At 63.8% G+C, this 12,726-nt stretch carries 17 protein-coding genes; 6 read left to right on the plus strand and 11 right to left on the minus strand.

Annotated features, from left to right (window positions below; translation table 11 throughout):
* Positions 1–53 precede the first annotated feature (53 nt).
* Positions 54–734, plus strand: coding sequence for an SDR family oxidoreductase (locus tag AC0L21_RS00970; protein ID WP_473257073.1), 681 nt, complete (start codon positions 54–56; stop codon positions 732–734).
* On the opposite strand, the gene AC0L21_RS00975 is transcribed toward AC0L21_RS00970, so the two are convergent.
* Positions 735–1,082 carry a hypothetical protein gene (locus tag AC0L21_RS00975; RefSeq protein WP_473250727.1) on the minus strand — a complete coding sequence of 116 codons (348 nt, stop codon included), beginning with the start codon at positions 1,080–1,082 and terminating at the stop codon, positions 735–737. It abuts the gene before it with no gap.
* Between the two features lie 138 nt (positions 1,083–1,220).
* On the opposite strand from AC0L21_RS00975, the gene AC0L21_RS00980 reads away from it, so the two are divergent.
* Together AC0L21_RS00980 and AC0L21_RS00985 are read left to right on the plus strand one after the other, a co-directional pair.
* A complete protein-coding gene (locus AC0L21_RS00980; protein WP_063992659.1) occupies positions 1,221–1,907 on the plus strand; it encodes a DUF2161 domain-containing phosphodiesterase in 687 nt (228 codons plus the stop codon).
* Positions 1,908–2,002: 95 nt separating this feature from the next.
* Positions 2,003–2,308 carry a hypothetical protein gene (locus AC0L21_RS00985; RefSeq protein ID WP_007591844.1) on the plus strand — a complete coding sequence of 102 codons (306 nt, stop codon included), beginning with the start codon at positions 2,003–2,005 and terminating at the stop codon, positions 2,306–2,308.
* A 79-nt stretch (positions 2,309–2,387) separates the two neighbouring features.
* On the opposite strand, the gene AC0L21_RS00990 is transcribed toward AC0L21_RS00985, so the two are convergent.
* From AC0L21_RS00990 to AC0L21_RS01020, 7 genes are all read right to left on the minus strand, one after another.
* Positions 2,388–3,017: a GNAT family N-acetyltransferase gene (locus AC0L21_RS00990; RefSeq protein WP_007609461.1), complete on the minus strand. Its 630-nt coding sequence runs from the start codon at positions 3,015–3,017 to the stop codon at positions 2,388–2,390.
* Between the two features lie 150 nt (positions 3,018–3,167).
* Entirely contained in the window at positions 3,168–3,569 is a 402-nt protein-coding gene (locus AC0L21_RS00995) for a PaaI family thioesterase (protein WP_007609457.1), read from the minus strand.
* Positions 3,570–3,714: 145 nt separating this feature from the next.
* Positions 3,715–4,917 carry a kynureninase gene (kynU, locus tag AC0L21_RS01000; protein ID WP_473257076.1) on the minus strand — a complete coding sequence of 401 codons (1,203 nt, stop codon included), beginning with the start codon at positions 4,915–4,917 and terminating at the stop codon, positions 3,715–3,717.
* An 8-nt stretch (positions 4,918–4,925) separates the two neighbouring features.
* A complete protein-coding gene (gene kynA, locus AC0L21_RS01005) occupies positions 4,926–5,765 on the minus strand; it encodes a tryptophan 2,3-dioxygenase (RefSeq protein WP_473257078.1) in 840 nt (279 codons plus the stop codon).
* 33 nt (positions 5,766–5,798) lie between these two features.
* Positions 5,799–6,608 carry an alpha/beta hydrolase gene (locus tag AC0L21_RS01010; RefSeq protein ID WP_473257080.1) on the minus strand — a complete coding sequence of 270 codons (810 nt, stop codon included), beginning with the start codon at positions 6,606–6,608 and terminating at the stop codon, positions 5,799–5,801.
* A 252-nt stretch (positions 6,609–6,860) separates the two neighbouring features.
* Positions 6,861–8,138: an ArgE/DapE family deacylase gene (locus AC0L21_RS01015; RefSeq protein ID WP_473257082.1), complete on the minus strand. Its 1,278-nt coding sequence runs from the start codon at positions 8,136–8,138 to the stop codon at positions 6,861–6,863.
* A gap of 54 nt (positions 8,139–8,192) precedes the next feature.
* A complete protein-coding gene (locus tag AC0L21_RS01020; RefSeq protein ID WP_473257084.1) occupies positions 8,193–8,918 on the minus strand; it encodes a pyridoxamine 5'-phosphate oxidase family protein in 726 nt (241 codons plus the stop codon).
* A 74-nt stretch (positions 8,919–8,992) separates the two neighbouring features.
* On the opposite strand from AC0L21_RS01020, the gene pdxR reads away from it, so the two are divergent.
* Entirely contained in the window at positions 8,993–10,465 is a 1,473-nt protein-coding gene (gene pdxR, locus AC0L21_RS01025; RefSeq protein WP_473257087.1) for a MocR-like pyridoxine biosynthesis transcription factor PdxR, read from the plus strand.
* A 67-nt stretch (positions 10,466–10,532) separates the two neighbouring features.
* Entirely contained in the window at positions 10,533–10,781 is a 249-nt protein-coding gene (locus tag AC0L21_RS01030) for a DUF6719 family protein (protein WP_473257089.1), read from the plus strand.
* 3 nt (positions 10,782–10,784) lie between these two features.
* On the opposite strand, the gene AC0L21_RS01035 is transcribed toward AC0L21_RS01030, so the two are convergent.
* Entirely contained in the window at positions 10,785–11,147 is a 363-nt protein-coding gene (locus tag AC0L21_RS01035; RefSeq protein ID WP_473257091.1) for a hypothetical protein, read from the minus strand.
* Positions 11,148–11,182: 35 nt separating this feature from the next.
* Positions 11,183–11,347: a hypothetical protein gene (locus tag AC0L21_RS01040; RefSeq protein WP_167552240.1), complete on the minus strand. Its 165-nt coding sequence runs from the start codon at positions 11,345–11,347 to the stop codon at positions 11,183–11,185.
* 418 nt (positions 11,348–11,765) lie between these two features.
* On the opposite strand from AC0L21_RS01040, the gene AC0L21_RS01045 reads away from it, so the two are divergent.
* The gene (locus AC0L21_RS01045) at positions 11,766–11,975 is read left to right on the plus strand and encodes a hypothetical protein (protein ID WP_473257093.1); all 210 of its coding nucleotides are present in this window, start codon (positions 11,766–11,768) and stop codon (positions 11,973–11,975) included.
* Positions 11,976–12,008: 33 nt separating this feature from the next.
* Here the strand turns inward: AC0L21_RS01045 and AC0L21_RS01050 are convergent, their stop codons facing one another.
* A complete protein-coding gene (locus AC0L21_RS01050) occupies positions 12,009–12,557 on the minus strand; it encodes a CreA family protein (RefSeq protein WP_473257095.1) in 549 nt (182 codons plus the stop codon).
* Between the last annotated feature and the right edge of the window lie 169 nt (positions 12,558–12,726).

Here is a 12,726-nt window from a genome sequence, read left to right on the forward strand (position 1 = left end):
AAGTCCAATGCGGGCCGCGCAATAGTCCGGCCCATTGATGGACGGAGAGTCTCGTGCAGGGAAAAGTCATTGTGGTGACCGGCGCACTCGGCGCACTTGGAAAAGTCGTCGCCGAGACCGCGCAGTCGCGCGGCGCGCGCGTGGCCGGCATCGACCATGCGCCATCGCAAATCTCCGCGACGCCTGAGCGCATCGAGATCGGCGGCGTCGATTTGTCCGACGCAGCACAAGCAAAGACGGCGGTCGAGGCGGCGGCAAGACACTTTGGCAAGCTCGATGGGCTGATCAACATCGCCGGCGGCTTCGCCTTCGAGACCGTGGGCGACGGCGACATCAAGACATGGCAGCGCATGCATGCGCTCAACCTGCTGACGGCGCTCAACGCCTCGCACGCGGCGCTTCCGCATCTGGCCGCGTCCAAGGCCGGCCGCATCGTCAACATCGGCGCCATGGGCGCGCTTCAGGCCGGCTCCGGCATGGGCCCCTATGCGGCGTCGAAAGCCGGCGTCCATCGCCTCACCGAGGCGTTGGCAAGCGAGTGGAAAAGCAAGGTGACCGTGAACGCTGTGCTGCCCTCGATCATCGACACCAAGGCCAATCGCGCCGACATGCCGAAAGCGGACTTCACCAAATGGGTGACACCGCAAGAACTCGCCGAAGTCATCCTGTTCCTCGCCAGCGATGCCGCGAGCGGCGTCACCGGCGCGCTGATCCCGGTCGGCGGCCGGGTGTAATCAATCCGGCACCAAGAGCCGGAGATTGCCTTTGAAACGGATGCTCTGTTTGCCGGCGAGCGCGATGCCCTCGCCGTACGCGGTCTCGTCATTATAGGTACCGCTGAAGCCGATGGTCACGACCTTGCGGCCCCACACCGGGCGCTCGTCGAACGAAGGGGAATGTTCCTCGTTGGTCAGCTCGCCCTTCCACTTGCCGTCGGCCGAGGTGTAGCTGCCGTAGGCGAAGAAGAACGAATCCCCTCCCCGCATGCTGCCGTCGCGCATCACCATGACGCCCTGGTTGCCGCCCTGGACGGCATCCAACATTTCGATGCGGATATGATAGAGCCCATTCCTGATGGTCATCTTCGTGAACCGCCCGATTATCCTACCCTCAGGATAGCCGGATCATCTGTTCCCGATCAAATGGCGCAGAGCTCTAAGTCCATTCCGGGGCTAAACTGCCGCAGACTGATTCTCGGACGTGACACTCGGAAGCTTGCTTTGGAAACCACGCTCTATCTGCCTGTCAAACGCTTCCTCGAAGAGCTCGGCTTCACGGTCAAGGGCGAGATCGGCGGCTGCGATCTCGTGGGCCTCAGCGCCGGCGATCCGCCGGTGGTGGTGATCGGCGAGCTCAAGCTCACCTTCAATCTCGAGCTGATCCTTCAGGCGGTCGATCGTGCACCGGCCGGCGACGAGGTCTGGATCGCAGCAAAGATGTCGGTGCGCGGCAAGGGACGCGAGACCGACGCGCGCTATCGCAATCTCTGTCGCCGCCTCGGCTTCGGCATGCTCGGGGTGACCGACCGGGGTCAGGTCGAGGTGCTGGTGAAGCCGCCGACGGCAGCCCCACGCCGCGAGCCGAAGGTCCGTTCGCGCCTCGTTGCGGAGCATCAGCGCCGCCAGGGCGATCCGGTGCTGGGCGGCAGCACGCGCGCGCCGATCATGACGGCTTATCGGCAGCAGGCGCTGGCCTGCGCCTCGGAGCTTGCGGCAGGCCCGCGGAGGGTGAGCGAGTTGCGCCAACGCTGTCCCGATGCCGGCAAGATCATGCTTAACAATGTGTATGGCTGGTTCGAACGCACCGAACGGGGAATCTACGGGCTGACGGAAGCGGGCCACGCGGCGCTGAAACGCTGGCCACAGCAGCGGGTTGCGGATGTTGCCGGTGTCGCGTCACCACCCTGACACCCAACCGGTGCATAGCTGAGATGCCACACCGATTTCATATTGCAATGCAACATAGACGGCACTAGGTATCCCGGCATCGAAACGAGGCCGTTATGAACGCAGACTGGAATACCAAATATGGCACGCGGCGCGTGCGCCACGATCCGCCGACCCTGGACGAGGCGATCTTCGCCGCCGTCGGCATCACCGATGATCAGGAGCAGCAGGCCGAGATCGCCGCAGCCCTGATGGGCATGCCGCTTGATGTCGTCCAGGCCGAGGTCAAGAAACAGGTTCGCACCAACAGCCGCATCACCTCGACCCGCGTGATCGCCGGCGAACAGGGTGCGCAGCGCTCGGTGGTGGTCGAACGCCGTGTCGTGCGCCGCTTCGGCAACGACAAGCGCACCGGCACCTGAAGGCTTAGTTCCCTATTTCCAATACAAAAGCGGACCGGTTTTGCCGGTCCGCTTTTTGATTCCAGTCGGCTTTTTCAGGTCAGGCGGCGCGATTGCCATAGATGCTGGAAATGATCTTCCAGCAGGTCGAGTTGAAGCTGATAAGAGCGCGGCCGGCCGCGAATGGCGAGGCCGCGAGATCAGCGAGCTCGTCCTCAGGCGCCTTGGCGAGATCGATCGTACCGGTCGATTCGCCATGACGGAATTGCAGATGCGCCCCGAACTTCCTGGCGAGCGCGCGCATTGCGTGATTCTCGGCACCGGTTGTAATGCGCAGGCGCTTGTAGCCTTTCCAGCGCGCTTCCGCGATCAAACGGCTGAACAGCACGGTGCCGACGTTCTGGCGCCGCGCCGAGGCTTCCACGCTGAAGGCGACCTCGGGCAGCGAATCGCCCTCTGGCGGATGCAGCTCGGCCGCACCGCGGACCACGCCATCGACGATGTAGGCGACGATCACGGTGCCGTCCTCGGCACAGCGCGCGGCGTAACGCTCGATAAAACTGTCGTCGAGAAAACCGTTGAAGCGGTCGTGCCGGCTTTCGGCATCGAGCCTCAGCAGATGATCGCGCAAAAGCGGCAATTCTTCCTGCTGGCTCAAGGTCCGCACGTAGCCCTGGACGGACTTCGGGCGGCTGGTTACTTCAAGTCCAAAATCTGCTGCGAGTGACAAGTCAAAACTCCTCTTGGTGTCCCTCGAGGAGGCGTTCGAATCCCTAGGCCTCCAATATTGTGCATCGCAACAAACTTTTCAAGACGGGAACCTGCCCAAGTTTCGGGCATTGGAGGCGACTAATTCGTTAATAAAATCAAGCCCCCGTATTCATACGAGGACCAGCTGGGTCTGCGTCACCACGGCGATCAGCTTGCCGTCCTCGGTCTCCAGCCGGGTGGTCCAGACCTGGGTGCGCCGGCCTCTGTGGATTGGGGTAGCGGTCGCGATCACCGTGGTTCCCTCCTTGGCCCCGCCGATGAAATTGGTCTTGCTCTCGAGCGTGGTCGTGCCCTTGGCGTCCTCCGGCAGATTGATCACGGTGGCCGCCGCGCCGACGGAATCGGCCAGCGCCATCACCGCGCCTCCGTGAATCGTGTGATGAAGTGTGCAGAGATCGGGCCTGACCATCATCCGCGCCACCACGCGATCCTTTCCGGCTTCGACGAACTCGACGCCCTTGAGTTCGGCAAACGGCATCTTCATTGCTTTAAGTTTCTCGAGCGGCGTCATCGGATCTCCTCCCAAATCATTCTGCTCTCAGGGTGAATTGCTCCGCGCGGCAAAGCAATGACGTCCGAGGTAATCGCCGCCGTGACATTCGGCTCTGCAGCGCATCGCCTAGAGGCGCTGCGCTGCGTCCGGGGCACGGGCCCCCTCACGTCACCGCATTCACCACCTGATACTCTGGCCGCCGCCAAATCTCGCCCGCGATCACCTCTTCCGTGATCTCGGCCGCCCGCATGATCTCGCTCTCGCCGATATACAGCGGCGCGATGCCAAATCGCATGATGTCAGGCGCGCGGAAATCGCCGATGACGCCGCGGGCGATGAGGGCCTGCATCACGGCATAGCCGCCGTCGAAAGCAAAGGAGACCTGAGACCCGCGGCGCTCATGGGTGCGCGGCGTAACGAGCTTCAAGGACGGACAGCGGCGGTCGACCTCGGCAATCAGGAGATCGCCTAGCGCCAGCGAGCGGGCCCGGACCTCCGCCATATCGACGCGGTCCCAGATGTCGAGCGAGGCCTCCAATGCCGCCATTGCCAGCACCGGCGGCGTGCCGACGCGCATGCGCTCGACGCCGCCTGCGGCCGCATAGGCAAGCTCGAATGCGAACGGCTTTGCGTGTCCCATCCACCCCGACAAAGCGGCGCGCACGCTGTCGGCGTGGCGCGGCGCGACGTAGAGAAAGGCCGGCGCGCCGGGGCCGGCGTTGATGTATTTGTAGGTGCATCCGGCGGCGAAATCAGCGCCGGTACCCGCAAGGTCAACCGGCAGCGCACCGGCCGAATGCGCGAGGTCCCAGACCGTGACGATGCCAAGCGCATGCGCTCTTGCGGTCAGCTTCGCCATGTCGTGGCGGCGTCCGCTGCGGTAGTCGACCTCGGTGATGTAGAGCACCGCGATCTCCTCCGACAACGAAGCCTCGATCTGCTCCGGCGCCACCAGGCGCAATTGATGGCCACGGCCGAGCGTCGCGATCAGGCCTTCGGCCATGTAGAGGTCGGTCGGAAAATTGCCGGTGTCTGACAGGACGACCTTGCGCGATGCGTTCATGTCAAGCGCGGCGGCGAGCGCCTGATAGACCTTGAGCGACAGCGTATCTCCGACCATGACGGAGCCGGCTTCCGCACTGATCAGCCGCGCGATGCGATCGCCGACGTGGCGCGGTTGGGCATACCAGCCCGCCGTATTCCATGCGCGGATCAACTCATCACCCCACTCGGCGGTGATGACGCGGCTGACGCGCTCGGCGACACCAAGCGGCAACGCGCCGAGCGAATTGCCGTCGAGATAGATCACACCGTCCGGCATATGGAACAGCGCTTTGGTGTCGTCGTAGACGCGAAGCTTGGTCATGAAAATCTCTACAGGATCGTGCGCACGCGCCAGAGTTCGGGAAACAGTTCGACCTCCAGCATCCGCTTGAGGTAGCTGACGCCGCCGGTGCCGCCGGTGCCGCGCTTGAAGCCGATAACGCGCTCGACCGTCGTCACATGGTTGAAGCGCCAGCGCCGGAAATAATCCTCGAAATCGACCAGCTTTTCGGCGAGCTCATAGAGCATCCAGTGCGTTTCCGGCGCCTCGTAGACGATACGCCATGCCTGCAGCACACCTTCATTGAAGCTATGAGTTTCGCGAACATCGCGCGCCAGCACCGCCGCGGGCATCTTGAGCCCGTTGCGGTCGGCGAGCCGCAGCACCTCGTCATAAAGGCTCGGGGTCGCGAGTTCGGTTTCGAGCAGCTGCGTGGTTTCCAGATCGTGCGCGTGCGGCTTGAGCATGGCGTGGTTGCGATTGCCGAGCAGGAATTCGATCAACCGGTATTGCCGCGACTGGAAGCCTGAGGACTGGCCAAGCTGCGAGCGGAAGCGCGTATACTCGCTGGGCGTCATGGTGCGCAGCACGTCCCAGGCGCCGTTGAGCTGCTCGAAGATGCGCGACATCCGTGCCAGCATCTTCATTGCAGGCTGCACCTCGTCCTTCGCGATCGAACGGCGTGCGGCGCTGAGCTCGTGGATGGCGAGCCGCATCCACAGTTCGGTGGTCTGATGCTGGATGATGAACAGCATCTCGTCATGCGCTTCCGACAGCGGATGCTGCGCGCCGAGGATCGCGTCCAGCGCCAGATAGCTTCCGTAGGACATGCGCCGGGCGAAATCGGTCTCGGCGCCTTCGCTTGCGGGATCGTATTGGCTGGACGTCATGGCAGGCCCTTTCAATCGATCTTTGAGGCCCCGTCAGTCGAGGCCGATCAGGCGCGCGGTGATTGGCGACGACGGGTCCTTGAGGGCGTCGATCACGGTGAAATGGTTCAGCCCGGGATCGACGACAAGACGAGTCGGCACGTCGAATCCAGTCCAGACATTGGCCATCAGATCGGACTGGCGGATGAATTCGGGTCGCTCGTTGCCACCGACCCAGGCGGTCACCTGCGAAGGCCCGCGCGGCAGATGCAGCGCCGCGCTTTCCAGCGTCGCCTCCTCCATCGTCATGCGCAGGGTGTCGTTCATCCTGGTCTTGAGCAGTGGACGCAGATCATGCAGGCCGCTGATCGAAAGCGTGCCGGCGATGCGGTCGGCGACGGCCGGCTCCAGCCGGCTGTCGTCGCACAGCATGCGCGTGACGAGATGGCCGCCGGCGGAATGGCCGGCGAGCCGGATCGGACCCGCGACGAGCGAGGCCGCCTTGGCGGTCGCCGTGGTGATTTCTGCCGTAATGTCGGAGATGCGCGCGGCCGGCGTCAGCGTGTAGCTTGGCAGTGCCACGGTCCAGCCATGATGAAGCGCGCCTTCGGCGAGATCAGTCCATGCCGATTTGTCGAAGCGCATCCAATAGCCGCCGTGGACGAACACGACGAGGCCCTTGCTGTCGCCGTCGGGCAGGACGAGGTCGAGCCGCTGGCGCTCGCCGGCGCCATAGGCGATGTCGGCGCGAAACTTCTTAAGCCCGGCGCGATAAGCCGCCGCCCGCTCCGCCCACAGCGCCGGTATCTTGTCCGAGCCCGGGATATGGGCCGAATTGGCATAAGCGTCATCCCAATCGCGCATCGTGCTTCCTCGACGGACTCAAGGCCATCTGGACCTGGCGCCAGTCTGCCACCGGCGCGGGCGGCATCCTAGTCTTTCTTTTAAGCTTAAAGGATTTTGAACGCCGGTGGATTGGGCAATCCCCGTCATTGCGAGCGCAGCGACTTGTCCGCCGAAGCTTTAGCGAAGGCGGAAGCAAATCCAGACTGTCTCCGCGGTGACAGACTGGATTGCTTCATCGCAAGGGCTCCTCGCAATGACGGCGGAAGGCCCCTAGCCCTTCTCCACCCCGCACCAATTCGCGATGAATAGCGCCATTGCCTTGGTCGTCCTCTTAAGCGAGTCCAGATCGACATATTCATTGAAGCCGTGCATCTCGCCGCCGCTCGCGCCGAAGCACAGGCTCGGGATGCCGTGATTGAGGCCGTAAAAGCGGGTGTCGGTGAGCGCGGTGAAGACGAGATCTTCGACTGCGCCGCCATAGACGGTGTTGAAGGCCTTGCCGAACGCCGCCTCAGGCGCGGCGGCGTCGGTCAGCTCATAGCCTTCCGACAAAAAGCCCGACCATTCGACCTCCGGGGGATTGTTGGCGAGGAAGCGGTGGTTGCGCGCGGCAGCCGCAACGCAGGCCATGATCTCCTTCTGGTGATCGGCGATCGACCAGCCCGGCAACACGGCGATCCGGCAATCGACGTCGCACCAGGCCGGCACGCTGGAGGCCCAGTCGCCGCCCTTGATGATGCCGGGGTTGAAGTTGATGGGATGGTTCAGCGTCTTGAAGTGACGATCGGCTTTCGCGCGCTCGTTCCACTCGATCTCGAGTTTTTGCAGCGCCTGGATCAAATGATAGGCCGCCATGATTGCGTTCGCGCCGGAGCCGGCGAAGGCGACATGGGTCGGATGGCCCTTCACGCGCAGGCGGAACCAGATCACGCCGACCTGCGAGCGCACCATCTTGCCGCCGGTCGGCTCAGGAATGAAGCAAGCATCGGCACGATAGCCGCGTTGAAGCGTCGAGAGCGCGCCGACGCCTGTGCTCTCCTCCTCGATCACGGACTGGAAGTGAATCCGCGCCGTAGGCTTGAGGCCTGCGGCCTTGATAGCATCGAGCGCGGAGAGCGCTGCGATGGTGCCCGACTTCATGTCGCAGGCACCGCGACCGAACATCTTGCCGTCCTCGATGACGGGCGAGAACGGCGGGGTGTCCCACAGTTCCAGCGGCCCGGCCGGTACGACGTCGCAATGACCCTGGAGGATCAGCGATTTGCCCGCCTCGGTTTTGGGCCGGTACGTGCCGACCACAGTGCGCGCCTTCGAAAAATCGTGCTCGATGGGCCCGAAGCCGCGCAGATCCTTGAGGTCGTCGACATTGATGTGCCAGTCGTCGACCTCGTAGCCGCGCGCGCGCAGGAGGTCGCCGATCATGTCCTGGCAAGGCCCTTCCGCCCCGCGGGTCGAGGGGATCGCCACGAAATCGCGGGTTGTCGCGAGCTGGGTTTCGAAGCCGGCATCGACGGCGTCAAGAATCCTCTGCTGCGTTTCGGCATTCATCAGGCAACTCCAATCGGGCATTGAGATCATCGATGGAGCGCAAGCTAACCGATTTCAGCCGTTCGGGTACTCTGCAAAATAGGCATCCCGCAATGCATCTTCGAGCAGCCGGCCTTCCGAATAGCCGTTCAGTGTCGCTGGCCGGCTGACGCCGTCGAGCAGCCGCGGGCAAGGCTCCGGCGCGCCGAGCACGGTGCGTACCGGGATGCGCTCGGCATAGATCGGCAGCGCATAGTCCTCTTCATCGTCGGCCACACCCTTGGCCCGGATTTTCGCGGAGGCTTCCTCGATCTCCATCGCGATAAAGGAGGTCGCCTTGATCTCCTGCGTGTTGCTCGCCCGCAGGCTTGCGGTGCGATCGGGGAAGAAGCGGTCGACCATCGCGATAACCGCGCGTTCTTTCTCCTCGGGATCGGTGACGAGATAGGCGGTGCCGAACGCCATCACGGCGCGGTAGTCGGCGGAGTGATTGAACCCGCAGCGCGCCAGCACCATGCTGTCGAGATGGGCGACCGTCAGGCACACACGCTCGCCCCGGGTCTGGTTGCGCAGCATGCGGCTGGCGCTCGAGCCATGCCAATACAGCTTCGTCCCTTCGCGCCAGAAGAAGGTCGGCGTGCAATAGGGTTGGCCGTCGATCGCATAGGAGACGTGGCAGAGCATCGAGGAATCCAGGATGCGATGAACGGTGTCGTGATCGTAGAAGCCGCGGTCGTGACGGCGCTTCACCTGGTTGCGCGCGGACGTCGGATAGGAATTTGGGCTCTCGGTCTGGCTCACGGCCGCTCCTGTCGGATTGGATCACTTCCAGCGCAGTTGTAGCCGCGGATTTGGTCTGCGATAGTGCCAATTCCATGCAAAAAATTCCGACCAATTCTGTCCCCTCGCCGGCCAAAGCCGAGCTGCCGCTCGACCTCGCAGGCCCGCACATCACGGCCGGCGCTTCGTCGGCGCACCGGCTGTACCAGGCGCTGTGCGAGATGATCGTCGGCGGCCTGGTGAAACCCGGGGAGCCGCTGCCGCCGTCGCGCACGCTGGCCAAGCAGACGGGCTTTCGGCGCAATGCCGTCGTCACCGCCTATGAGCGGCTGGTCGCCGACGGCTTTGCCGATGCCACCGTCGGCTCCGGCACCTTCGTTGCCACGCGCATCCCCGCGCGCGCGGCCGAGCCGAAGCGGCCGAAGATCTTCGTGGAAACGCCCGGGCAAGGCGCGTTTTCGCTCGGCTGCACCCATATTGACGCGCGCGCAGTGCAGCGTTTCCGGGCCTTTGTCGGCCGCCGCATGCGCGCCTTCGGCGCGGAGCATCTGCACTATGGCGACCCCCGCGGCAGCCGCGAGCTGCGTGCGGCGATCGCCGATCATCTGTTGTCGGCGCGGGGCCTGCGCTGTGATCCCGATCAGATCATGCTGACGTCGGGCACGCTGCACGCGCTGCGCATCGTGCTGAGCGCGATCCTGAAGTCCAACGACCAGGTCTGGTGCGAGGACCCAGGTTATCCCGCCGCGCGCAAGACTATCGCGCATTGCGGCTATCGTGCCGTGTCCGTGCCCGTCGACGCGCACGGCATGCGGATCGCCAGAGGCCGCGCGGCGGCGCCGTCCGCGCGCGCAGCCTATGTGACCCCGTCGCACCAGTTTCCGCTGGGTGTGCAGATGTCGATGCCGCGGCGGCTCGAGCTGCTGGACTGGGCCAGGCAGGCCGGCGCCTTCGTGCTGGAAGACGATTACGACAGCGAATTCCGTTACGACGGCGCGCCGCTGATGTCGCTGGCCGGCATCGATCACCTCCAGCGTGTGATCTACATGGGCACGTTCGCCAAGACGTTGTTTCCGGGCCTGCGGATCGGCTATTGCGCCCTGCCCGAGCGCTTGATTGCGGATGTCACCGCAGCGCGGGCCGCGCTCGACCGCTTTCCCGGCACGCTGATGGAGGCCGCGGTGGCCGACATGCTCAATTCCGGCGCCTTCGCGGCCAACCTGAAGCGCGTGCGCAAGCTCTACCGCGAGGCGCGCGACGCGCTGGCCGGGACGCTCGAAGCCGTATCCGGCGGCGTGCTGTCGGTGCCGGTCCCATCACAGGGCCTGCATCTTGTCGCCCGCTTCGATCCCTCGGTCGACCTGCTGGTGGCGGCAGAAGCCAAGCAGGCCGCCGGCGCCGAAGGCTGGCTGTTGGCCGACACCTATTCACGCTCACGTCCACTGCCCGGTTTCGTGCTGGGATTTTCCGGCCACGCGGTTCCGAAGCTCGTGGCATCCGCCGCGCGGCTCGCGCAGGAATCGCGAGCAGCCGTGCGTGCAAGGCGCAAGCCGGCCCGGCGCGCATGACGAACGTTCACTATGAGAATCGGCTGCCGGTCCCTACATTGCGGCACCGATGCCGGGAGCTCACACCATGCTGCTACGCCGTGCGACTTGCCTCTCGCTCATGATCTTCATCGCACTTGCCGCGACGGCGCGCGCAGGCACGGTCGGACGCGAGCAGGACATCGTCGATCTCAAGCTCGGCCAGCGCGTGCAAGTGGACGACGGAACTTGTCCCGCCGGACAGGTCAAGGAAGTGCGCGGCGCCAAGATGACCGACAAGGGCATCGCACGGACCAGCACCTGCGTGTCGCGGTTTGGTCCGAAATCAAAGCGATGAGCGCTACTTCGCCGGATCGAACATGCATTGCAGGGTCGGCTTGGCGATCTTGGTGAAGGTCGGGCCGATTTCGGTCTGCTTTGCGGCCGGCACCCAGTCGGTCTCGATCGTCGGCACCCCGGTCTCGCTGATGCCGCGCAGCAGGGCCTCGCGGAGATCGCGATCCTCGACGACGGCGGCAGCATGATCGTGCAGGCAGCCGCAGACCTCTTCCGGATGCTCCCACCGTCCGAGCATGCGCGGCGCACATTGCCTCACGAACTCAGTACGGGGATCGGGTAATCTTGAGGGAGAGCGCACCTGCGCCTGAACGGCACTGATCGTCAGAAGGGATATGAACGCCGCAGCGAAAGCACGAACAAGCATGATGGCCTTTATCGGCTGATTTTTCTTGTTGACGATCAGAAGCGCGCGGCAACCACGATCGGCTGCGGCGCCGGGGTCATGATCGGCGAGCCGCTGTACTGGAAAGTACCGATGCCCGGGACATTGCCATCCGGCGAGCCTGCGAACGAGGAGCCGGCGAGCACGAAACCAAAAGCAAGAATGAGGCTAAGCGTGCGCATGAACTTCTCTCCGAATTCGGTGGCCGGCGTGCGCCGTCGTCGTTGTGAGGTTGATAACCATGGGCGGTTTCGCGCGTGATGCGCCAAAGCCGGAAAATGGTTTCATCTCCGTGAGAATTGTTTCGTCCGGCTCGCGGCGACGACATATTCGACGGAAAATCTCAATCTTTTCAGATGGGTCGTGCGGCAGCGCAAAGTGATTTGACGGGTTCCGGGCGAGATCGGATGCGCGCCGGAACGCTGGCGCCGTCATGATCCCGCCTCACACCCTTCACATGCGTTTTACGTTTTTCTGCTGAAGAGAAGCCGAACGAAGGCTGCGTGCTGTCGAACCGGGGGCGCTTCGACTGCGACCCAAGCTATCGAGACCGAGGACGCCCGGGCATCGCCGAGCGCGTTCATGCGAGGAACGGCCATCATGACGGCGCAGAATCGCGCAACGGCGCGCGATGCGGACCAACGAACGGACCGCCGGGAGCAACGACCTGTTCACAGCAGCGCCAATTCGCCTGGCGAAATGGCGCTGCAATCAAGTCGTGGGTTTGAGGCGACGCCGCAGTCATTCGTGCGGCTGACCGGCTCGCATCTTGCAAAACCGCGCGCCAGCCGCGCTGACATTACCGAGTGAACGCAAACCCCTCAGTGAGTGAACGCAAGAGCGTCACTGAGTGAAGAACTCTCCGCACTTCTGGACATTGGCGTCTGCCGGTCCCCACGGCATGACCGGCACGGTCGAGGTCGAGTTCTTCGGCGAACCCTCGATCAGCCTGTCCGAATAGACCATGTAGACCAGCACGTTGCGCTTGGCGTCACAGCCGCGCACGATCTGCATTTTCTTGAAGAACAGCGAGCGTCGCTGGCGGAACATGTCGTCGCCCTGCTCCATCTTGTTCTTGAACTTGATCGGGCCGACCTGACGGCAGGCGAGCGAAATGTCCGAGACCTCCTCGGCAAGACCCAGCCAGCCCTTGAAGCCGCCCTTCTCCGGCACCGTGAAATGACAGGCCACGCCCTCGACTTCAGGGTCGTCGAGGCCATAGGTCGCAAGCTTGTCGTTCGGGCTCATCCATTTGAACACCGTCGAGCGGCGGAAGATCAGATCCGGCTCGTCCGCGGCGAAGGCGGACGCTGCCGGCACGGTCAGCGCCAGGAGGAATAAAGCGAGGCCTTTCAAGCGGATGCTGGAAAGACCGGGGAAACGAGATGACATGAAGTTCTCCAGTAACAAGTCCCAGCAATGTAGGCATCGGGCGACCGATCAGGAAGACGGCCGGCCAGCCGACGCGGCCGCCGTTTACCGCTCCGTGAGGCTTTTTTGCTACGCTTTGGACAAAAGTAGCTGATCGCAGAACCGCCGTGCTGGTGAACGCGTATCCCCT

The sequence above is a fragment of the Bradyrhizobium sp. WSM4873 genome (assembly GCF_055811355.1).